We start from the raw sequence: 21,879 nt of genomic DNA, 5'->3' as shown, positions 1-21,879 counted from the left end.
ACGTAATGAAAAGATTTCCCCTTACTCTGCTGGCTTACCTTGTTGCTTCACCTATGGTCATTGCTGCACCGGACCTTATTCTAACCAATGGTGATGTTGTCACTGTGACAGGTGAGAACGCGCGCGCACAAGCGGTGGCAATTAAGGATGGGAATATCGTTGCTGTTGGTTCTAATCAAGATGTTCTAAAGCAAAAAGGGAAAAACACCTATGTACGCGATCTTCAAGGTAAGACGCTCGCTCCCGGCTTTATTGATAGCCACGGTCATTTTGCACAGTACCTACCATTGATTGAGAGCGAGTTCCTTTACCCATCTCCTATGGGTAGTACCAATTCTATCGTAGACATTCGCACTCAAATGACGCGCTACTTCGCGCAGCCAAATTTGGATAAAGACATTTTGCATGTCGCCTTTGGTTATGATGATGCCGAGCTCAACGAAAAACGTCATCCTACCAAAGAGGAATTCGACAAATTTACCGGTGATTACCGTTTCTGCGCAGTGCATATTTCAGGGCACCTAGCGACATGTAACAGTAAAGGCCTAGAGTTTATCGGCTATACAAGTCAAACCCCAAACCCTGAAGGAGGGGTTATTCGCCGCGATAAGAATGGTGAAATGACCGGAGTTTTAGAAGAATCCGCCGTATATGCGATTTTAGGCAATCTACCTGAGATGACCCAAGAGGATGCGATTCGCCGCTTTGGTAAAGTGCAAGATATGTACGCTAGCTACGGCATAACAACTACGCAAGAAGGGCTCGCTACCATGCCAGCGCTACGCGCAATGAAAACCATGGCTGAAAATGATCTCATGAAGATCGATCTCCTCGCTTATGCTAAATGGGTGGATTTAGAAGAAGCGATTGAACTGATGCCAATGAAATCCACCATCAATGGCTTGACTCTTGCTGGTGTAAAAATGGTAGGCGATGGCTCACCTCAAGGTAAGACGGCTTACTTATCAACACCTTACTATGAGCCACCACACAGCCATGCTTACGACTACCACGGCTACCCTGTACTCAGCCAGGAAGAAATGAATCATTGGGTAGAGATGGCTTACAGAGAGGGGGCACAGATACTCAGCCATTCAAATGGTGATGCGTCTGCAGACATTTTGCTAAATGCGGTGGAGCGAGCTGACGATATGTTTGGTACAGAAGATCGCCGAACTGTAGTTATTCACGCGCAAACAACTCGTTTAGATCAAGTGAAAAGAATGAAGCAAAACGGCATGATTCCATCGTTCTTCCCAGCGCATACCTACTTTTGGGGAGATTTTCATAAGAGTTCGGTATTAGGACCATGGCGAGCATCAAACATCTCACCGATGGGGTGGGCAAATTCAAATGATCTACTGTTTACCATTCACATGGATGCTCCCGTTTTGTTTCCTGACATGATGACCAATATGTGGAGCGCAGTAAACCGCGTAACACGAAGTGGCGAAACTCTAGGCGAGCACCACAAGATTACCCCATACCAAGCATTGGAAGCCTTAACCATTAATGCCGCTTATCAAAACTTCGAAGAAAGTACGAAAGGGACAATTGAAGTAGGGAAACGTGCTGATTTTGTTATTTTGGACAGCAACCCGCTAGAGATTGCGCCAGAGGATATCAATAAGATTCAAGTTCTCGAAACTATAAAAGATGGCGAACCAATTTATACAAGTAACAAGAGCTAACTTTTAAATATGTGGTTAGGTGAGGCAACTCAGCTTTGCCTAACTGCCCTGCCTATGAGCTGCTTAACTAAGCGTTAAGTCAGACATTGAGGATAGTTTGTTGTCCACTTTCTGTTCCGCTGAGTATTAAAGTAGTTTCGTTTTCAGATGTCGTCACAACGTAATCAACTGACAAGAGCTAAATGGTCTAGCAACTCGGCGTGGAATGTTAAACTTATGACTAGTCAAGATAACGTAGTAATCCCCCGATTCCATTTTGCTCCGCACTTCTTCAATACATTCGACATAAACTCGATTGTTGCGATTGAAAGGTTTACCTATTCCTTGAACGTCACGTCTAACCAGTTCGTACTGTCCCTGCTTGTTACGCTCTAAATTGAATGTGGTGGCGTTACCGTAAACAGTGCCTGAAGAAGTAATATTGACCAGCATACTGGCTCCTAAAAAAAGCCACACTCAAAGGACAAAAAGTGTGGCGATTAACCCAAAGACAGTGGAGTTTGTTAGGTATAAGAAGGTGAACTATAAGGTTAGCTGGCTAAGAGAACGGCTCTCTTAGCCAACTTGTCGAGAGCTAGGAGTTAGAAGTAGTAGTATGCAGCAGCAAATACGTACGTTTCTTCGTCATTACCTTCACCAGCATCGATGTCACGTTTGATATCAATGCCCATGTCAGCCTTGTCGCTTAATGTATACATTGCAGCAACGTTGTAGTAACTCTTATCAATGTCTGCAGCATTATCTTCTTCAGTTGTGTCTGATGCATAACCCGCAGCTAAGGTCAGTTGCTCATTAAGCGTGTACGCTGCTGACAAGTAGTAACCTGTGTTCTTAAAGTCAGAGGTATTCTTTTCTACGTCTTTTTTGCCTTCGTCAATCCAAGAGTTGAAGCCCACTTTTACAGCGCCAAATGTTGCATTACCCGAAACAGAAACCACTTGGTAATCAGCTACATCACGATCTTCATAACCAGCATACACGTTGAAAATATCGTGCTCAAAGCCAACATAACCGTTCACACCTTTGTCTGCATCAGAGTGTTTGTTCTCCGTTTCGAAGTAAGAAACTCCGTATGCAAAACCAGACGTCGCACCTTGGAACTTGACTACATTGAATGCATCACTTGCATCACCCGCTGATGCGCCAAACTCATACGTCATGTCGCCTGCGCCATCAACTTTATCTAGCGCGGTATCATTTTCCCAACCAAACGAAGCAATACCCACACCTGTGTCAAAGCCTAACCACGCTTTGTCGATGTCCGTATTGAAACCAGTTTCCACATCCCAAGGATTAGTGTTGTTATCGGTAGTCCAATTCAACTGCAGGTCAGCTTCCACATAACCAACTAAACGGTTGTTACGGTAGTTCACTGCCAGTGTTAGACCTGTCGCCCAATCATCGTAGAACGCGTCTGATTCAGTATCGTAGTAGCCGCCAAGGCCAAATGAGCCTGATACCGAGAACTGATCTTTATGCACTGGATCAAAATCAAATGCTGGCTTGCTGTTTTGCGAACTTGTTTGAACCGCAAATGCTGAAGTAGCCGTCGAAGCGATGAGAAGTGCCAGAATTGTTTTTTTCATTTCACTACCTTTAGTGTTTTTATGCTTGTTCAAGAAGGCTGAACAACGCTGCTTGTCTGTTGGTAGTTATTCTGGGTATTTGGCCGTTGAATACATACAGTAAATCTACTGCAATAAAACATCGTTTTAAATAACAGTGAGAGCAAGATCAAATGGGAGCTCAATAGTGAGCTCCCAATTATTGTGTTATTCGGTTATTCCATTAGACCCGCTGCGCCGCTTTCTCCATAGCTGCCATAACTGGTAACGTGTAAGAGGCGATGCGTGCTGCTTGTTTTGCTGCCATCGGTAACAGAGTTGAAAGAGCTCAGGTTGCAAAAGCAGTGCTCCGATTCCCAACACCTGACAGTAACGTAGTCGATATTGATAAAAAATAAACAACCCTTCATCAACGCTGCCTCTAACCCAAGCACGAAGAAATCTAACGTGCAGCTTAAGTAGGCACGTTTCTTCAAGCTCCAGGTATTTTTTCTTAACTAGACTCAAGCTTGCTACCAGCACAGGGAGCACCATCAAGATAAGCAAGAACTCAAATATGTATGCCTTTATAAAACTCGTCGCTGTATGACGCACTTGATAGCGCTGCTCACTAAACGCAACTGTTTTTGTTTTCCCCTGCGCCGTGTCCCAATAAGTCACCTCGATTTCTGGAGCAACGAATTCCCCTGCCCGTTTTACAATATAGGTTGTCTCTATGGTTTGCTGAGCGAAATAGTCCCCTCGATTTCCTCCGTCAACACTGTTCAGCACTCGCGTATGGCTGTCTGCGTTTGACATCCTATCTATCTCTTCAGCAAGATCTGGCAACAACATTACACTGCTATCTTGTACGGTCATCGTGAGTTTGCGAATAAGGGCATCTCCAATATTCAGTTCACCTGACAACGCTTTTTCGCTGCCGCCTACAACTTGCCAAGATTGCGTCAGAGAAACGCTACTACTGGCAAACTGATACTGAATACCTTCAGTTTTTGACGAGCTTTCTACCTCAAATTCCAGCGGCTCACTGACTAGCGGCTCATCAAATATGCCATCACTCAATTTCGTTGTGACATTAGCAACAATACTCGGCACCTTATATAACCCAGCATCTAATGGATACACGACCCATTCCCATGTTTGACGCACATGCGTTCGGCCATGTATTTGCACTGTCTCATTAAAGGCAAATGGATTGCGCTTAACGACTAAAGCACCAGGGATAGTGAAAGCATCAATCTTAGTCCCTTTAGAAAACCAACCTGGCGTTGTCAGAACAACGTTTAGCTTGGCTTGCTGAAAAGGATGGAGTTCATTTGAAGGCTCAATAACGACTTGAATTGTCGCCCTTTCGTCTAGCTGTAACGTTGGAAAAGGCTGAGCTGCCTGAACGTTTGCAAAACAAGCAATCAGGCTACCCCAGCACAACATGCAGTATTGAACAGTACGTGAGCATTTTCTAATCATTGGCATGCCACTCGTTTGTTGCAACGCCTAGCTCTAACTGCTGGCGAAACTTTAGCTGCATAAACTGGCTCAAATCACTTTGCACGCGCTTCATCCATTTATCCTGAAGCGTTTGATCTGCCAATAACATCTGTGCATCAAACTGTTGTTCGATCAGTTGGTCTTGCTCTACCACCTGTTCGACTCCATCGGAAGTTTGCGGTTCTTCCCCTATTTCTCGACTTGATTGGCGTTCTCCGTTTTCAGCTTGGCTTTGACTAAAATCGTTGATTTGTTGAATGATGGAGTTCATTAGTTGCAGGTTATGTTGCGCATCCGAACTTTGCGGGTATTCAGCGACAATCTCTTGATACAGTTGCCTCGCTGCCACATATTCTCTCTGATGAGCCAGCGCTGCTGCGGCACCTAAACGAGAACTCAGGCTATCAAGCTGTAAGTAGTAAGCTTGCGCTTTCTGATAATCTCCAGATAAATAATAGGCATACGCTTTGTGTTCTGAAGAATCAAACGATTCGGCAGCTTGCTCGTGTAGACCTTTGTTTAAGTAATATTGACCTTGCTGATCAGCGGTCAACCAAGGGTCAAGCCAATTTGCCGCCAGTGATTGGTTTGGAAAAGTCATACTTGAAAGTATCACTAAACACATTGTCCATTGAACATGCCACCCTCTGCGAAACCACAACAACAATAAAGGGATCATCGGCCAGAGAAGCCAATAGCCAGCATCATACCAAGGAAGTGTCGAGTCACTTTGGAGTTTGGCGTAACTGCTAATGTCGGCGATGATTTCTTCAATATCTTCGTTATCTATGCGAATGGAGTGATATTCCCCTCCAACACTAGCGGCAAGATGACGCAATTTAGATTCCTGCAACGGGGTCCCTAGAGTGTGGTTCTTTTTGCCCACGCCATAGACGACAAGCTGGTCTTCATAAGCAGAAAAATAGGCGCGCCAGTGTCTCGAGGATTGCTCAGTAATACCATCCGTCACCAACAAAACCGTACCATGCGTTTGCTCCTGCATCAGTTGTTCAACTAACGGTAAACTGTAGTGAGAGAACTTGCCTTCTCTTGGCATTACCGAGGGTTCTATCTCTTCTAAGATTGAATAAAGCACGGATTTATCTTGTGACAGTGGCATGGCAATATGCGCGCTTCCCGAGAACACGACTAACCCCACCTTTCCCTTATTGTGCTGCTCCACCAAAGTCCGAACTTTTTGCTTCGCCATATAGAGACGGCTTGGCGCAATATCTTGCTGTTGCATGCTCTTGGATACATCCAAAACAACCACTAATGGCGCGATATCTTCACTAAAAGGCGACGCCATTCGATACCAAGTTGGTCCTGCGCTCACGAATATCGCAAGTAACGCTAACCCAAAAGCCCCAATCAATGGCAACTGGTTTCTCCATTGACTGGGCTTCTTTATTAACGCCTTTCTTAGATGTTTAGGTAACGCGTTTAACCAAGCCGTATGCTTCGAAACTCGCTGTACTCGCCAATACATCCCCCCCAACAACGGAAGGATAAGAATCAGATAACCTGGTCGAAGGAAATGAAACGATTCAAATAGATTCATTACCCGCCCTTTTTCACTCGATTAGTTGCAAACATGATTCTCACAACAACATAAACCCAATATTGGGCTAAGATAGCCACAACTAACCAATGATGCTGTGTGACTTTAGGTTGAAAGGTGTAGCTTTCAAAAACCTTGGGCTCAAGTCGGTCAATTTCCCCGTACGCCTCTTCCAGCTCTTGTTTAGACTGTGCCAAAAATGCCAAGCCACCGGTTTGATTAGCAAACTCATGCATGCCATCCATATCCAAAGCCTCTTCACCTGTAGTATCTAAACTACCCATTGCAATGACATAGAGTGTTATCTCTTTTGCTTTCGCTATCTTGGTCGCTTCATGAGGTGGAACCAAGCTGTCAGTGTCATTCCCGTCGGTCAGCAATATCATGACAGGTTTGGCTTTGGACGTTTTATCTTGTGATGACAATAATCGGTTTTGCTCACCTTGCAGCACTTTGATCCCTAACCCAATTGCATCTCCTAACCGAGTGCTTTCGCCCGCCATACCAATTTCAGCTTCATCCAACAGCACGTTCCAAGCTGGCATATCCGCAGTAAACGGCGACTGAACATAAGCTTTGTCACCAAACAGAATAAGGCCAAACCGATCACCTGCGCGGTGATGGCTAAACTCCCCAAGTACTTGTTTCGCTGCTTGCAAACGAGAGATAGGCTTTCCTTCATCTATTGAGAAATCTTGCGTTGCCATTGACCCTGATAAATCGACCAGAATCATGAGATCGCGCCCAGAGAGTTCACGAGTCTGGCTTTCTCCAAGTGTCACAGGCTTGGCCACAGCAGCCACTAGTAAGATCCAACTGCTCAAAATCAGCCATTTTTGCCACAACTGGCTTTGAACTACAGCCCCCTCTTTATGTTTCTCGACGCCCAGTGCCGCCACTAAGTTAGTAAAGTGAGGCACTCTTATTGATAGAGATGCTGAGCGATGTGGGGGAAACAATCGATACACCAACCAAGGCAATGGCAGCAACCACCATGCGTATGGGAACTCAAACTCAATCATGGTACCCCCAGCGATGTTGCTTAATCCAAATCGAGGCCGAATCAATCAGCACCTCTAACTCCTTCTGGCTCCACTCTTGAGTCTCACAAGGTTTATATAGGGACAGTTGCCAGCGAAGAAAGAGCGGTTGAATGAAATCCACCTCCGCTTTTGAGTGGCGTAGCGAGTATCCAAGAAATGCCAGCCATTGCTGTTGCTGCAAAGACGCGACTTTCGACAACGGATATGCATGACAAGCGGCTTGCTTAAGTAATGAGTTAACACCAGATAGCACTCGCTCTGGGCTCTGAAACCTGAGTTTTTGCAGTGCAGCTAACGCAACCCTTCGGTAGTGATTTCTGTGATACCGCTTTACCGCTTTTAAGAACGTCAACAAGGCTATGCCTGCGATTAAAACAAGTAGAAGTTTCCAGCCCCAAGCCATTGGAAGCATTGCAACAAGGCTAGGTGCATCTGGCTCTATCAAGCTTCTTAGCAAAATATTGTTATTTGACATACGTGGGCCTCGATAGCTGGCTCATCATCTGCTCGATATGCTTGCCCGAGGTATCTAGTGAGAACAAAGGCGTATCTAACGCCTTAGAATAACGATGCAAATTGCTGCGCTGATCCAAACGAAACTCGTTCAAGGCTTGTAGGGCAAGATTATCATTAGCGCCAATTGATGCTTGGTCGGTTCCATCGGTGACTTGAATCGTCCCTTCTAGCTGGCTTTGATATTCCGCCTCATCTTGAACACGACAAAACACTAAGCGATTGGCGCGAGAAATATGGTTGAATTCTTGATAGGTACATTTAGCGCAATCATGAAAATCACTAATTATTGCAATTAATGCCCCTTTAAACTGAAAGCCACTAATAAGTTTCAAGGCCGACGTCAGAGAGTTTTTTCTCTGTCGAGGCAACTGGGCTGGCGTGTTGAGCGCCATACTCACTTTTTCCAGTGAGCGAAGAATATTTGAAAGGCGACCTTTAGTGCGTGTGGGTTTCATCCAGAGGAGTTCGTCGTCAGTCACAATGAGAGCTGAGACTCGCTCACAATCTGATTGCGATGCGCCAATCAAAAACGCTGACACCTCTGCCGCAACAACCGACTTCATTACTTCGACAGACGCGAAATACATTGATTGTCGTAAATCAACGATAAGCACCAATGGTCGTTCTTTTTGCTCTGAATACATTCTTACATGGGGTTGTCCAGTCCTTAGCGTCACTCGCCAATCCAAACCGCGAATATCGTCACCTGCGAGATAATGACGGTACTCTTCGAAATCCAGCCCCTTACCGCGTTTACGGGAAAGATTCGCCCCTGAAAGTAGATTTAGAACACGTTGTCCTTTGGGCAGTTTCAACCGACTGAATCGACGCTGAATCAAAGCAAGTTGCCGATAATTTGCGTGCAACCTTTGGTCGATCAACACAGGTGTTTTTGTCACACTTACCTCCTAACTGAATGGTATGTGCAATAGCAAATCTTCAATCACATCTTGAGAAGTAATCCCCTCAGACAGGGCGTCAAACGTCAACGTAATTCGATGCGCTAAAACCGACGTGGCGACGGTACGAATATCATCTGGCATGACAAAGTCTCGTCCCTCCAACCAGGCTTGAGCTCGGCTGCATCGATCCAGTGCAATACTCGCCCTTGGACTTGCTCCAACTTCAATCCACTGGGTAAACTTGGGGGAAGTACGCGTGGCTACGACAAGGTCGGCCATATATTGCTCCATACTCTCTGCAACGTGAACATGTAAGACCGCTTGCTTTGCGCGTTCAAGTGCTAACGATGCATCAGGGACAGCCCCTAAATCCTGCGATGATTGGCTTTGCCTATCTTCTTGACGCATGAGACGAATGATTTGCTTCTCATGCTCTAACTCTGGGTAATCAACGGTTACTTTTATCACAAACCTATCTAGCTGAGCCTCGGGTAACGGATAAGTGCCTTCTTGCTCGACCGGGTTTTGCGTCGCTAAAACCATAAAGGGTTGTGGCAACGGCATCGTGGTACCACTTGTTGAAACCGTTCCTTCTGCCATGCCTTCGAGCAAAGCCGCTTGCACTTTAGCAGGCGCACGGTTTATTTCATCAGCAAGAATCATTGAGTGGAATATAGGTCCTGGCTGGAAATTCAGCTCTGAGGTTTCATGCTGATAAATCTGGCTTCCCGTGATGTCTGCGGGTAACAGGTCTGGGGTAAACTGAACGCGTGCAAAGCTCAAACCCATCAGCTGAGACATAACTTTTACCGCTCGCGTTTTGGCCGTACCCGGTAAACCTTCAATCAACACATGTCCCCCTGTCAGCAATGCTATCAGCATTGCTCTAGTCACATGAGGTTGACCTACAACGTAGTGGTCTATTTGCTCTGATATTTGGCAAATAGTGCGATGACAATCAGACATGATTCGAATCCTGCTTATGCTGTTGGATAAGTTGCTCCACGACTTTTTTTGGAGCTACTTGACGCAATGTATTGAGACATTCATCCCCTTCCTCACCGTTGGCAAGTTGCACATCGCATAACGCGTATAGGTGCACTGGATCTTTAGTGCGACGGTAAAGGTCGTTGAACAGCGTTTCCGCTTGCTTTGGTGCCTGCTCACTTAAGCTAATGGCATAGACGTAGGTGATCTCATTGTTGCTCGGCTCTAACTGGTGAGCTTGCTGAAACAACCGAGTTGCCTCCAGTTGGTTTTGTTCGGCGTAATGAATTAGCCCAAGCTGATAATGAAGCTGAGCATTGCTTTCACTATCCTGTATCGCTTGCTGCAAAACCACTTTTGCTGACTGATTGTCTCCAACTCGCCTCAATAGATTAGCGTACCCAATTGCAACACGAGTTTGTTGAGTTGTGCTGTGCAACTTTTCCAACCTTGCTAAGGCAGATTGATGATCACCAAGTGACATTTCTATCCAAGCAAATTCGAGTTGATCATCAAGACTGTTTGTCAGCTTTGCCAAATAGCCATCCACGTAGAACGTTAGCTTAGCTTGATAGCTTGGCGTCATCTTTTTCCAATGAGGTAGCAAAGAAAACAAAGCTGTATTTCGGACACCGACCACGTCATCCGATAGCAAGGGCTCAATCACATCCCAACGCGCTTTTCCTTGCCATTGCGACGCAGCCATAATTGCCGCAACTCTTAAGTCTACAATTTCTGAACGGCTTGCTCGCCCAACAGCAATGAGAGCGTTGGCACCGGAATACTCTCCAAGAGTTGCGGTAGCATGCGCTCTCTGTTCGATAGATAGTGATTCATCTTGAGATGCTATTGCCAATTGTTGCTCGCGCTCATCTCTGGTTTCACCAGCTACAGACAAATGAGTGAAAAACAGTGCGCTCAAGCCAAAAGCAACAGGTACCAGGAAGCGGATCATAACTGACTCTCCAAACTTGAAGAGGCCATCGCTTCGGTACGAATCATCAATTGATGCAGCAGATAGATATTGCCATCGTAGGTCATATCATTGTTTGACAACCACTTGGCCGTTGCTTTTTGTATCGCTTCAGGTTGGCTTAATTGTGAAGACTCAACATAACCTAGCGTCTGCAAATCATGTGTTAACTCTTGCTCACTAACTTTTGGCATTAGCAAGGTACGAAACTCACTCTGCCACACCATAAGTAACACTTTGTAGTTGGCTTCAGCCCACTGATAGTCACTTTGAAGCTGAGCATATTTTTCACCACAATCGCTGTGTGTTGGCTTTTGTTGGCAGAAATTAAACATTACGGCGAAATCTGTATATCTCGCACTCTTCAACTGATATGCCTGTTTAATACTTAGTTCCACTGCACTTTGATTAAAGCCAACAGCCTCATCTTCTGAAAAAGAGGCGAAGGAAAAAACCGCCAGACAAAAACTGACCGCGTATAAAATCGACTTAAACATGATTCGCCCTATCTGAATTTGATTTTCATTGCTTCGGCATTAATGCCCTTGTGAACGGGATAACCCATGGTTGCCACAATCATTGATATGTAGGGATCGATATGGGTAAAAAACTGCTTCCAACCGCCACATAAGTAGTTGAGTCCCGTTTCCCCCGCCAGGGTTTTAATAAAGCGATTCTTTGGGCACTCCCCATAACACGCGAACTGGTATTTGCAATCTCGGCACTGCTTAGGTAAGGATCCTTCTTTCGCTCTTCCAAAGGCTTCTTGACCCGATGAAAACTGCAAATCTTCAAGTTGTTCATCATTGATATTGCCAAGTTTAAACTCAGGATAAACATAGTGATCGCAAGCAAACACATCACCGTTATGTTCAATAGCGAGCCCTTTGCCACACATTGGCGCTAAGGTACATAGAGGATTAACGCGCCCCATCCAAGTTTCTATGCAGGCTTCGAAGTAAGGGACGTTGATCTTCCCGATATCATTTTCCAACCATTCATCAAATACAGTGCAAAGGAATTGCCCCCATTGAGTGGCGGAGACACACCAAGGCTCTACAATGGATTCCGGATGACTAGGCTCCGTTTGTGGCATGCCTTGAAATAAGACCTCACCTTCCGGCCAATATTGAGGAGCAGTGCTGCGAAAGGACTTAGGCTCAACAATTGGAATAAATTGCATCTGCTTTGAACCAACAACATCCCGCAAAAATCGATAAACGTCTAACGGGTTTGCACCTGAGATATTGTTTACACAGGTTAACGTCGCAAACTCCACCCGATGCTTGTGGAGCAACTCAACTCCTCGCATCGTTTGTCTGAACGTACCTCGCCCAGCTCGGTTAGTACGGTAGGTATTGTGGATCAATTCTGGGCCATCAATACTCAAGCCGACCAAAAAGCGGTTTTTACTTAAGAATTTCCCCCACTCGTCATTGAGTAGCGTGCCATTGGTTTGCAGGTTGTTTTTGATGGTTACGCCACTAGGACAGTACTTCTTTTGCAGCCGAACCACATCACGAAAGTAGTTCACACCGAGTAAGGTAGGCTCACCACCTTGCCAGTGAAAGACCACTTCATGATGATTTTGTTGCTCGATATAGGATTTGATGTAGTGCTCTAACATTGATGCAGACATTTGAGCCGAGCATCCCTTCTCATGCCCCAAAAGCTCTTCTTTGCTTAGGTAATAACAATAAGAGCAATCTATGTTGCACGCCGAGCCAATCGGCTTAGTCATAATATTCATGCGCTTGGTCAGACCGCTCATCGGACTAACAGTACGTTTCGATTCTGCCATTACAGTGCCTCTTTTTGCCTTACCCTCCTTGGGTAACAAGACCATTACCACCATCAAAGTTCACATCAGCAGAACAAGTAGAGAGTGGCTGTGGTCGCTTAATCCATAAGAGCCGTGATGGATGCTATTATCGAATGCTAAAGCGGATAGTTAATCAGTATTATTACTGCATTATCGAAGGCTTTAAGAACGATGAAATGCCAAAAGCCCCGCGTAAATGCGGGGCTTTTAAAACTCAAAAATCAAATTACTTGTATTGAGCGCGCTGCCAAATATTCATCTTCTCAACAATCTGGTCTATTGAAAATGAACCAGGAACTTGGCGAGGAGGGAACTCTTGGAACGTCTGTAGGAACTGCGCGGTTGTTGCCGCCCCTAGGTAAAGATAAGGCAAGTGTTCAATGTACCATTTGGTGTACTGCCCTTCTTTATCAGCGATCTCATATGGGTCTTGGCGAAGGTTGTACATTTTAGGTGCTCGAAGCTCCTCAAACGCACAGTTCCATGTTTCTAACCCATGGCAGTTGTTTACACTGAACATGACCTTATAGTCACCGACACGAACCGCTGAAATGTCTCCGCCATCCGTCGCGTAGATGTAGTATTTACGTGGCCACGACGCCAGATTATGTTGAGTTGTAGCTTTACCGCTTTCTAGCGCAGGCAGTAGGTTGTAACCATCAAGGTGCACTTTGTACTGCTTGCCGTTCAGCTTCTTGCCTTTTTTCAGCTTTTCAACAATGTTGTTCTCACCTGCTGCCGCTAGGAAGGTAGGAGCCCAATCATTATGTGAGGCGATTTCGTTAGCAAATGAACCCGCAGGGATTTTACCTGGCCAACGCATCATTGCAGGTACACGGTGTCCACCTTCCCAAGATGAGTTCTTCTCACCTCGGAATCGCACTGTACCACCATCTGGCCACGATAGTTTTTCCGCCCCGTTATCTGTGGTGTAGGAAACAATCGTGTTATCAGCAATGTTCAGTTCATCAAGTTTATCAAGCAACTGACCTACATGGTTGTCGTGTTCAACTAGACCGTCACCGTAAATACCACCGCGCTGAGAGATGCCTTTTGACTCTTCTTTAAGGTGTGTCCATACATGCATTCGAGTTGAATTAAACCAAACAAAGAAAGGCTTCTTCTCTTTATGGGCACGATCAATGAAATCTAACGCCGCGGTTAAGAATTCTTCATCAACCGTTTCCATGCGCTTTTTCGTCAACGGGCCCGTGTCTTCAATTCGTCCATCAGCATAAGAATGAATGACACCGCGCGGACCAAATTTTTTCTTAAATGCAGGGTGTTTTGGATAATCTGGATGCTCGGGCTCTTCTTCCGCATTTAGGTGGTACAGATTGCCAAAAAACTCATCAAAGCCATGTTTCGTCGGCAAATGCTCATCAAGATCACCTAGGTGGTTTTTACCAAATTGGCCCGTCATGTAGCCTTGCTCTTTTAGCATGGTAGCTATTGTCGGGTCTTCAGGTTTTGAACCTTGCTTCGCCCCTGGCATCCCGACCTTTGTTAGGCCAGTACGGATTGGATGTTGACCTGTAATGAACGCAGAACGACCAGCAGTACACGAGTTCTCACCGTAAAAATCGGTGAACAACACCCCTTCATTGGCAATACGATCAATATTTGGCGTCCAGTGGCCAGCTTGACCTTTTGTGTAAGCACTTAGGTTATCCATGCCAATATCATCACCCCAAATCGCGAGGATGTTAGGACGCTCAGCATCGGTTGTGGCATAGCTCGCCATTGCAGTTGTCGCTAGAGCCGCACCAACCGCTAGCTGCAAAAATGTTTTCTTCTTGAACATAAGCTCAGACCTATACGTTTTGGAAACTAAAAAATCATGAGCCATTATTCAAACTTCTCTACGGGGGTAATCAGTATATTTACGGTACGAATCGAGAGAGCCGTTTAAAATTGATCTGCGCGCAAATAAAGTCATTTATTTAGATAGATCGAGTAGTTTTACGGTATTTTTGATTGACCCTTTGTGGTTTATTACGCGTTGACAAAGGAAGGGTCAAAACACTAATTTTACTGCACGGCTGTTGCTCTAACTTTGGGAAAGACAATGATCAAAGAAATGCCAGAAAACTTTGAAGCACTTTTAATGCATCAATCGAATATCCTAACGGCGAGTAAACCCAATGAATTTGGTATTAACTTCATTGAGCTTGCGTTACAAGCATTAGATTGGTTCAAGCTGGACCGATTGACTCTCTTTCCTAACTCAATGATCTTACTCAACGACGGAAAAACCGTCTCCGTTTCCAAAGAGGGCATTCCTGACTTGGATAAACAGCGCTTTGTTAAAGGAAACTACAAAGACTATCTTAAGATTTTACGTTCAAAACAGCCTTGGCAAATCTTTGAAAGTGATGATCTTAAAACGCATAAATTGGATCCCATTAAAGAGTTGTATCGAGAAGGGGCACGCTGGCATGGAATTGTTAGATTGGAACTATTCGGCCAAACATGGGGAGCGCTTGCATTTTCTCGCTTTAGCCTCGATCACCCTCCACTTACCGATCTCGATATAAAACGAATTAAACTGCTGTGCGACATGTGGCTCTGTTTTTGGCAACATTCAACCATGACTCGTAACCTGAGTTTAGCCACTGACAACCATGTTGATGAAAGTGAAAAGCTGCTGCTGCTCAGTAAAAAGCAGTGCACAGTCTTGACCCTTTTGGCCCAAGGTTATACCGCCAAGCAATGCGCAGAGAAGTTGTTCCTAAGCCCAAGAACTATCGAGTCCCACAAATATAGAATGCTCGATATTCTCGACCTCGATAATCATACCGAGCTGGTTCAGTTTGCCCTTAGAAATGGCTTGGGTATTGAGTCAACCGATCGCTAAATGCAGTAGTTTTTACTCTATAGGTTCTCAACACGCCTTCATACCATGTGAGTAATTTAATCTCATGCGAGTACGAGTATGAAAAAAAACATTTTGGTCTTGGGGGCATCGTCAGGCATCGGCTTTGACCTGTGTAAAAAGCTGTTGAGTGAGGGGAATACCGTCTATTGTGGGGCCCGACGAGTAGACCGATTGCAACCGCTGGTAGAGCTCGGAGCAAAGGCTCATCAAGTGGACGTCTGTTGTCAGGAAGATATTGATGCGATCGTGCTGCTTATGTTGGAGCAAGTACAATCTATCGACATTGTCTATGCTAACGCAGGTTTCGCTATTGCCGGTCCCATTGAAGAGACGCCCATTGAAAAGGTGGCTCAGCAGTTCGATACCAATGTCTATGGCGCTGCACGCATTTGCCGATCGGTTCTCCCTCATCTACGCAATCAAGGTTACGGGCGAATCGTCTTTACCACATCGATCGCTGCACGAGTATCCACCAGCATGAACGGATGGTATTCAGCCAGTAAGCATGCTCTCAATGGCATGATTAAATCTCTCGCTCAAGAAGTTGCAAAGTTCAATATCCAAGTCGTCATGGTTGAGCCTGGGTGTGTTCAAACCGAGTTTGATGCCTTGCAGCTTAGCGACATGAAGCGTACCACCGCCCTACCTGAGTACACCGACATCGTCGACAAATCTCATGTCTTTTTAGAGGGTGCGTACCGTTCAGGTTCGTCCACTCTCTCTACCGTAGATACCTTAATCAAAGCAGGAACGGTTATCTCTCCTAGACTCAGCTATCGAAGTACACTAGACGCAAAGCTTATGTATTTGGCACAGCGCGTATTCGGAGAACGTTTAATGGGGAAACTGTTCATCAAATTGATCGATAAACAGTAAAACAAAACATTAAGTGGCGCTGGTTCAGGTGCCACTTCGCTTTCCTCTTTGCTATCACTAACTTCAAACTTTGTTACATTCCTCGATGAGTGCGGTATTTTTACTGCTTATTCCCTCGCTGTAAATTTCTACCATTTTGCTCCAACACAATTCACTTTTTTAGGAACTGTTATGAGCTTAATCACCATGCCGTTTGTCGATACAGGGTTTGATACTGGTCTCCATATCGTCTCTGCTGTTGTCCTCGTTGGCACCATTATCGGAGCCTTATATGGATTTTGGAAACTTCATGAGCTTCCGATCCACCATGCAAATAAGCAGAAACATGGCCAGATTGCCCTTGTCACTATGCTGACTTGGATAGGATTTATCTGGTCTTGGGTCTGGGTCGTCGCCATTATTATCGCCTTTTCCGACCTTGAAAAAATCATTCTCCACATACGCAAAGTATGGGGAGAAACATCACCAAACCCAGCAGAAGGAAAAGCATCATGTTAGAAGGGTTAGCTATATGGGCTCTTATTATCTACCTCCTGCGCTTAATCGGTATTCCGTGGACTAAACCTTTTAAGATGTTCGCCTATGGGGGCGGCACTATTTGGCTCCTGTTTGTCTGGGTAGGTTTGATTACTTGGGCGCCAATGGATCTCTCCGGTGGCTCTGTTGTTCAATCTCCACACGTTCAACTGCGCCCTGGCTCAACACGAGTCACAGGGATTATCGACAAGCTTCATATTTCACCTAACCAGCAGATCAAACAAGGTCAGCTGGTGTATGAGTTAGACAACCAACCGTATGTTATTTCTCTGAGCAAAGCCGAGGCTCAACTTTCGGTTGCCCGTACCGCGTTGAAATCAGCAGAGCAAGATGTCGCGATTGCGAAAACTAACTACCAAGCCGCACTTGAAGATATTGAAATCATTGCCAACCAGATATCGGCAGCGCAACAAGACTTCCGACTTAAACAACGTACCCTGAAACGCTACTTAGACCAAAACTCTAAAGTCAAAAATACAGTAACGGAGAGCAGCCTTGATCAGCAAAAAACGCTCGTAGCCGTCGCTAAGAGTCAGCTCGCTATTTTGCAATCTCAATCTGACAAAGCGTTAATCACAGCAAACAAGTCGAAAAACTTATTCGATAAATCACTACTTACAGTGTTGAGTAAAGAAGCAGACTATAAAAATAAGCTTGCTGCTAGAGAGCAAGCTGAATGGGACTTGTCGCAAACCAAAGTCTACGCGCCCACCGATGGTTACGTAACGAACTTTATAATCCGTGAAGGCCAGTTCATTGGTACCGCACCAAGACTAAAAATGTTCAGTAATGAAAAGTTTGTGATGATGCGTATTAATCACCAAGCGTTTCGCAATATAAAAGTTGGCCAAGAAGCCGAGTTTGCTTCTGCAATTTATCCAGGAAAAGTGTTCGCGGCAACAGTGGAAGGCATTGTTGAAGCAACAGGTGAGTCTCAGGGTTCGCTGCTGGCTAGAGAAGTCAATGTACGCTCAACAACGGGTAAAAACGTTCTTAATAAGCACCATTTTGTGAGGCTAAAAATCCACGAGCCAGAGGGTTACGACATCCCCGTTGGCGCGGTAGGGCTCGCTTGGGTTAATGCAGAAAAACCTATCCCATTTTTGAATTTCCTCAACGTAATTCGCGGCATCATTATCCGAATGAAAGCCCAGATTTACTACATCTACACCATGTAGGAGACACTATGCTTACACTGCTACTGAATGAGTTAGATTCCATACACCGTTCAAAGGTCCAAGTTATCTTACTCTCTCTTTTCTTGCTCGTGATCTACTACTGATCTAAATCCCTGACCAGTTTGGCGGTGTGCAGTAGTTTTACCGATTACACCTCACCGCCTGTTTCTTATATTCCCAATCATCTCTACCCAAACGAAAGAACAAACCATGAAAAAAACCGCTCTCGCAATGCTGTTGTGCTCGCCATGGGCACATTCCAGTGGTCTGCTTTTACAAGAAGCCGTAACGGCTAACGCTGGTACTGGAGGTGCCGGTGACGGCGTGTATACGCAAACCGCCACTGCCAACTGGACCAATCCCGCAACCATGTCCCATATGGGAGAACAACTGACTACCATCAACACCCTGCTGTTCAACCTTCAAATGGACTACTACGACGAATCGCCATCCTCAGATACTGGTGAGCACACAGGAAATGCAGATGCCCAAACCATCATGCCTTCTATCGGCATTTTTCACGTAATGCAGCTAAACGAAGAAGTTCACCTTGGCCTTAACTTTGGCGCCGTTGGGGGCTCTTCGATTGAATATGGCACAAACTGGGACGCGGCCAATCACTTAGATCGAGCCTTCATGAGTGCTATGCAATTTAATCCCAACGTCAGTTTTGCCATCACCGAGCACTTCTCTTTCGGTTTTGGCGCGCAAGTTAATTACGGTCTGATTGAAGTCAGTACCTCAAGCTTTGAAACTGAAATGGGAAGTGATTGGGCATACGGATATAACTTCGGCGCTATGTATCAAGAACAAAATTGGGCTCTCGGCGTCAGCTATCGCTCTAAGCTGGTTCATGAGTTTGATGTTGACGCTCAAACCATTCAAGCGGCTAACCTAGGACCAACAATTAGCCTACCGACTAGTACGCCGTTTGAAGTGGGTACAGAATTAGTCGTACCGACAATTATCGACCTAAGCGGTAGCTATTCAATCACTTCCGAGATCGATTTATTAGCATCGATACAATACCACCGCTGGAGCGAATTTAACGAAACACCAGTTTACAACGACACACTCAATCAATTGGAAGTCCTCGGAGTCCCCCAAGCAATCGATAGGGATTGGCAAGATGTTTGGAAGTTTGCTATCGGTACAGACTATCAACTCAATGCAGATTGGGCGCTTAAAGCCGGCTTTTCCTATGAAACCTCACCACAAGATGACCCTACTAAGCAATGGGTTGACCTACCTGTCGGAGAGCAGTATCGCTATTCCCTTGGCGCAAGCACTTATTGGAAAAAGAGCCGGATCGACCTCTTTTATGAATATGCGGACTTTGGCGAAATGGACATTGAACGAGAGCCCCTGGCACAAATATCCGGAACGTTCAGTGGCAATATCCACTTTATCGGCGCTAACGTTACCTTTTAGTTGTTAGCGCTCGTACCTAGTGGGTGAACATTACCTAGAAGCGATAGTCGATACCAATCGAAGCAGTGACTTCTTCAGAGTTCTCATCAATGTTCTGACTATCGTTTTGCACACTTATCACGTCATATTTAAGCTCAAACATGATATTGAAATCCTTATCAGCAACTTTGGTTTTGATCCCTTGTAGCCACATGATGTTCGCCACTTGCATCTCAACACCACTGTAAGACGAGCCTAGATTAACGTTGAAAACCGAAAAGTGAGTCTCATTCCATGGGTGCAGCGCATACATATTAACGGAACCAAGGTGCGCTTCATTTCCATCTAACAGCATATCGATATGCTGACTGGTCACTTGAGGTAACGAGCCGTTGAGAGACAAACGAGAGTTCAGTGCATCGGCTAGGCTGTCGGTTTTGAAATCTACATAGGTATAGTTCAAAGAAGGGAAAAACAAGGTTCCATCACTACTCGCTAATGGCAGCATATAGCCAGTGGTGTACATGTTGGCGGTTTCGTCCAAGTGGTAGACATCAAGGTAGACGCCACCAAACTGGTCGAAATGTGCAGCTCGAATACGTGCGTTATTTGACTGAGTGTAGTACTCACCGAAACCAACAGTTTGCGAGATATCACTGGTTAGTCCGGAAAAACCACCACCAGCTAAGAGCTTAAGTTCACCCTCATCATCAGAAAATACAGCAGCTCTCATGCTGCTGTTTCTTGGGTCAGCGTCATGATACTCGGCAGATGCAACCCCTGCCATTGGAAGTAATACGAGAGAAGCAACCAGGGCTTTCACGATTGGTTGTAATGAAGTCATGTTTTCACCAGCAATTCGTTGTTTTGATGCTGACGAGATTATGCATTTCACCACGTTCAAGCCACTTATTGAGGCTATTAGTAACGCTAATAGCTGAACACTACTGATTATGAGGTTTACAACATGCATCAGCCCTACTCGGAGCGACTGAACCTTAACTATTTGCGCGTTTTTGATGCCATATACAAATACAAGAGCACATCCAAAGCCGCCAGTGCGCTCGGCATCAGTCAATCAGCGGTAAGCCAAACGCTCAGCAAATTACGTCACCACACTGGCGACCCACTTTTCTATGTATCAGGCAATCAGCTTGAGGCCACGTATAAGGCAGACACTATTGGGCGCGGGCTTGCACAGCAGATTTCTCTTCTCGATAGTAAAGTCTCCGATGCAGATTTTTCTGATCCAACATCATTTTCTGGGCAGCTCAACATCGCTGTGTCGAGTGTTTTTATGGAATCCATAGCCACAGAGCTTACCAGTACTGTGGTTTTTGAACACTTACCAAATGCGAAGCTGAATATCACGAACTGGAATGAAAAAACGTTAGAGAAAATTGACACGGGTGACATTCAGATTGGGCTTAACTTCTACCCTATCCAAACACCTAAATCGATTCGCGCTGTACCTTTAACCTCCAGCAGAGCAATGATCGTCGCGCGTAAAAATCATCCATGGATCACCGAAGGTTGTCAGCAAGAGAGGTTCAATGACTATACAACTGGCGGGATCTTAGTTCCTGGCCTCACTGAGCTAAATGCAGTCCTAGAACGCCACCCCTCTGGTTTTTTTAACTTCCAATATCGAGCTGCGAGCATGTCTGTCCTTTCGAGTCTATGCCTACATTCAGATCTCTTAGCGGTTACCGAGAATTTATCTGCCTCAATGTGTGACGGCGAACTTGCTTGTCTTCAACCTCAGTGGTTAGACACCTTCATTCCAGAGTCAATGAGCCACGCGATTTACTATTCACAAAGAAACCACCATCACCCCCTATATCAGTTTTGCTGCGATATCGTCAAAGATAGCCTCATAAAACGACTACTAACCGAGGTTTGAACCGTGAATGCGGTAATTATTACTGCATGAATGGACTATCGCTTTGATTACTCTATTAACAGTCATCTTCAACCAGAGCGTCCTATGTTTTTTACCAAGTCGTTTTTTACCAAGTATCTAAGGCCCTTCTTAATTATCGGGGGCTTGGTCACTATGTATGCGGGGATTTACGCCATCAATCCCGAAACCGCACTCAAAGATATGAACAACCTCGCCTACCATTCAGACTATCTGTTTTTGATTCGACATTGGGGAATAATGGTAGGGCTTATGGGCTTTTTCATCACCCTATCGGCGTTTATTGAACAATGGCAAGCTCCAATTATGCTTTACTCATTTTTAGAGAAGCTGTTTATGATCTACCTCTATTGTTCCAACTTATTTAACCCAGAAACCGCTCACCTCAATGCCGAGTTTATCCCTTTCGTCGTTACCGACATTACCATTTGTACCTACACACTTGGTTACTGGTTTGAACGAAGACAACATTCTAAGCCGTTAAAAGTAAACAAAAATGGAGCCATTTAGGCTCCATTTCTGCTATTGAAA

General features: G+C 45.2%; 21 protein-coding genes. 8 read left to right on the top strand and 13 right to left on the bottom strand.

Annotation, left to right across the window (positions count from 1 at the left end; genetic code table 11):
- The first annotated feature begins 5 nt into the window (after positions 1-5).
- On the top strand, positions 6-1,691 hold the full coding sequence (locus AC4MRV_RS10780) for an amidohydrolase (RefSeq protein WP_491187350.1): 1,686 nt from the start codon (positions 6-8) through the stop codon (positions 1,689-1,691).
- A gap of 153 nt (positions 1,692-1,844) precedes the next feature.
- Here AC4MRV_RS10780 and AC4MRV_RS10775 read toward each other — a convergent pair whose 3' ends face one another.
- The 12 genes from AC4MRV_RS10775 to AC4MRV_RS10720 form a co-directional block, all read right to left on the bottom strand.
- Positions 1,845-2,123 carry a hypothetical protein gene (locus AC4MRV_RS10775; protein ID WP_491187349.1) on the bottom strand — a complete coding sequence of 93 codons (279 nt, stop codon included), beginning with the start codon at positions 2,121-2,123 and terminating at the stop codon, positions 1,845-1,847.
- 149 nt (positions 2,124-2,272) lie between these two features.
- Positions 2,273-3,277: a porin gene (locus AC4MRV_RS10770; RefSeq protein WP_491187348.1), complete on the bottom strand. Its 1,005-nt coding sequence runs from the start codon at positions 3,275-3,277 to the stop codon at positions 2,273-2,275.
- 186 nt (positions 3,278-3,463) lie between these two features.
- Complete coding sequence (locus AC4MRV_RS10765) at positions 3,464-4,723, bottom strand: hypothetical protein (protein ID WP_491187347.1); 1,260 nt, start codon at positions 4,721-4,723, stop codon at positions 3,464-3,466.
- A complete protein-coding gene (locus tag AC4MRV_RS10760; protein WP_491187346.1) occupies positions 4,716-6,305 on the bottom strand; it encodes a vWA domain-containing protein in 1,590 nt (529 codons plus the stop codon). The genes AC4MRV_RS10765 and AC4MRV_RS10760 overlap by 8 nt, the downstream gene beginning before the upstream one ends.
- A complete protein-coding gene (locus AC4MRV_RS10755) occupies positions 6,305-7,327 on the bottom strand; it encodes a VWA domain-containing protein (RefSeq protein ID WP_491187345.1) in 1,023 nt (340 codons plus the stop codon). The genes AC4MRV_RS10760 and AC4MRV_RS10755 overlap by 1 nt, the downstream gene beginning before the upstream one ends.
- A complete protein-coding gene (locus tag AC4MRV_RS10750; protein ID WP_491187344.1) occupies positions 7,320-7,823 on the bottom strand; it encodes a DUF4381 domain-containing protein in 504 nt (167 codons plus the stop codon). Before AC4MRV_RS10750 ends, AC4MRV_RS10755 begins: the two co-directional genes overlap by 8 nt.
- The gene (locus AC4MRV_RS10745; protein ID WP_491187343.1) at positions 7,813-8,763 is read right to left on the bottom strand and encodes a DUF58 domain-containing protein; all 951 of its coding nucleotides are present in this window, start codon (positions 8,761-8,763) and stop codon (positions 7,813-7,815) included. The genes AC4MRV_RS10750 and AC4MRV_RS10745 overlap by 11 nt, the downstream gene beginning before the upstream one ends.
- A gap of 9 nt (positions 8,764-8,772) precedes the next feature.
- On the bottom strand, positions 8,773-9,732 hold the full coding sequence (locus AC4MRV_RS10740; protein ID WP_491187342.1) for an AAA family ATPase: 960 nt from the start codon (positions 9,730-9,732) through the stop codon (positions 8,773-8,775).
- Positions 9,725-10,708 carry a HEAT repeat domain-containing protein gene (locus tag AC4MRV_RS10735; protein ID WP_491187341.1) on the bottom strand — a complete coding sequence of 328 codons (984 nt, stop codon included), beginning with the start codon at positions 10,706-10,708 and terminating at the stop codon, positions 9,725-9,727. The genes AC4MRV_RS10740 and AC4MRV_RS10735 overlap by 8 nt, the downstream gene beginning before the upstream one ends.
- Positions 10,705-11,223 carry a hypothetical protein gene (locus AC4MRV_RS10730; RefSeq protein WP_491187340.1) on the bottom strand — a complete coding sequence of 173 codons (519 nt, stop codon included), beginning with the start codon at positions 11,221-11,223 and terminating at the stop codon, positions 10,705-10,707. Before AC4MRV_RS10730 ends, AC4MRV_RS10735 begins: the two co-directional genes overlap by 4 nt.
- Before the next feature lie 8 nt (positions 11,224-11,231).
- On the bottom strand, positions 11,232-12,527 hold the full coding sequence (locus AC4MRV_RS10725) for an anaerobic sulfatase maturase (protein WP_491187339.1): 1,296 nt from the start codon (positions 12,525-12,527) through the stop codon (positions 11,232-11,234).
- A 247-nt stretch (positions 12,528-12,774) separates the two neighbouring features.
- Positions 12,775-14,352, bottom strand: coding sequence for an arylsulfatase (locus AC4MRV_RS10720; RefSeq protein WP_491187338.1), 1,578 nt, complete (start codon positions 14,350-14,352; stop codon positions 12,775-12,777).
- 264 nt (positions 14,353-14,616) lie between these two features.
- Here AC4MRV_RS10720 and AC4MRV_RS10715 point away from each other — a divergent pair, with 264 nt between their 5' ends.
- From AC4MRV_RS10715 to AC4MRV_RS10695, 5 genes are all read left to right on the top strand, one after another.
- On the top strand, positions 14,617-15,405 hold the full coding sequence (locus tag AC4MRV_RS10715) for a helix-turn-helix transcriptional regulator (RefSeq protein ID WP_491187337.1): 789 nt from the start codon (positions 14,617-14,619) through the stop codon (positions 15,403-15,405).
- Between the two features lie 78 nt (positions 15,406-15,483).
- Positions 15,484-16,302, top strand: a complete 819-nt coding sequence (locus AC4MRV_RS10710; RefSeq protein ID WP_491187336.1) for an SDR family NAD(P)-dependent oxidoreductase — start codon at positions 15,484-15,486, stop codon at positions 16,300-16,302.
- Positions 16,303-16,473: 171 nt separating this feature from the next.
- A complete protein-coding gene (locus AC4MRV_RS10705; protein WP_491187335.1) occupies positions 16,474-16,800 on the top strand; it encodes an MFS transporter in 327 nt (108 codons plus the stop codon).
- Positions 16,794-18,017 (top strand): HlyD family secretion protein, encoded by a 1,224-nt coding sequence (locus tag AC4MRV_RS10700; protein ID WP_491187334.1) that lies wholly within the window; start codon positions 16,794-16,796, stop codon positions 18,015-18,017. Before AC4MRV_RS10705 ends, AC4MRV_RS10700 begins: the two co-directional genes overlap by 7 nt.
- A 210-nt stretch (positions 18,018-18,227) precedes the next feature.
- Entirely contained in the window at positions 18,228-19,448 is a 1,221-nt protein-coding gene (locus AC4MRV_RS10695; RefSeq protein WP_491187333.1) for an OmpP1/FadL family transporter, read from the top strand.
- A 34-nt stretch (positions 19,449-19,482) separates the two neighbouring features.
- Here AC4MRV_RS10695 and AC4MRV_RS10690 read toward each other — a convergent pair whose 3' ends face one another.
- On the bottom strand, positions 19,483-20,271 hold the full coding sequence (locus tag AC4MRV_RS10690; RefSeq protein ID WP_491187332.1) for a hypothetical protein: 789 nt from the start codon (positions 20,269-20,271) through the stop codon (positions 19,483-19,485).
- Between the two features lie 123 nt (positions 20,272-20,394).
- Between AC4MRV_RS10690 and AC4MRV_RS10685 the strand changes: the two genes are divergently transcribed.
- Positions 20,395-21,330, top strand: coding sequence for a LysR family transcriptional regulator (locus AC4MRV_RS10685; RefSeq protein WP_491187331.1), 936 nt, complete (start codon positions 20,395-20,397; stop codon positions 21,328-21,330).
- 84 nt (positions 21,331-21,414) lie between these two features.
- The gene (locus AC4MRV_RS10680; protein WP_491187330.1) at positions 21,415-21,858 is read left to right on the top strand and encodes a hypothetical protein; all 444 of its coding nucleotides are present in this window, start codon (positions 21,415-21,417) and stop codon (positions 21,856-21,858) included.
- The last annotated feature ends 21 nt before the right edge of the window (positions 21,859-21,879 follow it).

It is taken from the genome of Vibrio sp. (genome assembly GCF_984391705.1).
The sequence above is the reverse complement of the archived record's forward strand: the minus strand, read 5'-3'. Positions and strand labels throughout refer to the sequence as shown.

Excerpts from the sequence above, each read along its gene's own strand:
- AC4MRV_RS10755 (WP_491187345.1), bottom strand. The coding sequence starts at position 7,327 with ATGATTGAGTTTGAGTTCCCATACGCATGGTGGTTGCTGCCATTGCCT.
- AC4MRV_RS10740 (WP_491187342.1), bottom strand. The coding sequence starts at position 9,732 with ATGTCTGATTGTCATCGCACTATTTGCCAAATATCAGAGCAAATAGAC.
- AC4MRV_RS10715 (WP_491187337.1), top strand. The coding sequence starts at position 14,617 with ATGATCAAAGAAATGCCAGAAAACTTTGAAGCACTTTTAATGCATCAA.
- AC4MRV_RS10775 (WP_491187349.1), bottom strand. The coding sequence starts at position 2,123 with ATGCTGGTCAATATTACTTCTTCAGGCACTGTTTACGGTAACGCCACC.
- AC4MRV_RS10765 (WP_491187347.1), bottom strand. The coding sequence starts at position 4,723 with ATGATTAGAAAATGCTCACGTACTGTTCAATACTGCATGTTGTGCTGG.
- AC4MRV_RS10705 (WP_491187335.1), top strand. The coding sequence starts at position 16,474 with ATGAGCTTAATCACCATGCCGTTTGTCGATACAGGGTTTGATACTGGT.
- AC4MRV_RS10770 (WP_491187348.1), bottom strand. The coding sequence starts at position 3,277 with ATGAAAAAAACAATTCTGGCACTTCTCATCGCTTCGACGGCTACTTCA.
- AC4MRV_RS10760 (WP_491187346.1), bottom strand. The coding sequence starts at position 6,305 with ATGAATCTATTTGAATCGTTTCATTTCCTTCGACCAGGTTATCTGATT.
- AC4MRV_RS10700 (WP_491187334.1), top strand. The coding sequence starts at position 16,794 with ATGTTAGAAGGGTTAGCTATATGGGCTCTTATTATCTACCTCCTGCGC.
- AC4MRV_RS10680 (WP_491187330.1), top strand. The coding sequence starts at position 21,415 with ATGTTTTTTACCAAGTCGTTTTTTACCAAGTATCTAAGGCCCTTCTTA.
- AC4MRV_RS10750 (WP_491187344.1), bottom strand. The coding sequence starts at position 7,823 with ATGTCAAATAACAATATTTTGCTAAGAAGCTTGATAGAGCCAGATGCA.
- AC4MRV_RS10780 (WP_491187350.1), top strand. The coding sequence starts at position 6 with ATGAAAAGATTTCCCCTTACTCTGCTGGCTTACCTTGTTGCTTCACCT.
- AC4MRV_RS10695 (WP_491187333.1), top strand. The coding sequence starts at position 18,228 with ATGAAAAAAACCGCTCTCGCAATGCTGTTGTGCTCGCCATGGGCACAT.
- AC4MRV_RS10735 (WP_491187341.1), bottom strand. The coding sequence starts at position 10,708 with ATGATCCGCTTCCTGGTACCTGTTGCTTTTGGCTTGAGCGCACTGTTT.
- AC4MRV_RS10720 (WP_491187338.1), bottom strand. The coding sequence starts at position 14,352 with ATGTTCAAGAAGAAAACATTTTTGCAGCTAGCGGTTGGTGCGGCTCTA.
- AC4MRV_RS10710 (WP_491187336.1), top strand. The coding sequence starts at position 15,484 with ATGAAAAAAAACATTTTGGTCTTGGGGGCATCGTCAGGCATCGGCTTT.
- AC4MRV_RS10685 (WP_491187331.1), top strand. The coding sequence starts at position 20,395 with ATGCATCAGCCCTACTCGGAGCGACTGAACCTTAACTATTTGCGCGTT.
- AC4MRV_RS10725 (WP_491187339.1), bottom strand. The coding sequence starts at position 12,527 with ATGGCAGAATCGAAACGTACTGTTAGTCCGATGAGCGGTCTGACCAAG.
- AC4MRV_RS10730 (WP_491187340.1), bottom strand. The coding sequence starts at position 11,223 with ATGTTTAAGTCGATTTTATACGCGGTCAGTTTTTGTCTGGCGGTTTTT.
- AC4MRV_RS10690 (WP_491187332.1), bottom strand. The coding sequence starts at position 20,271 with ATGACTTCATTACAACCAATCGTGAAAGCCCTGGTTGCTTCTCTCGTA.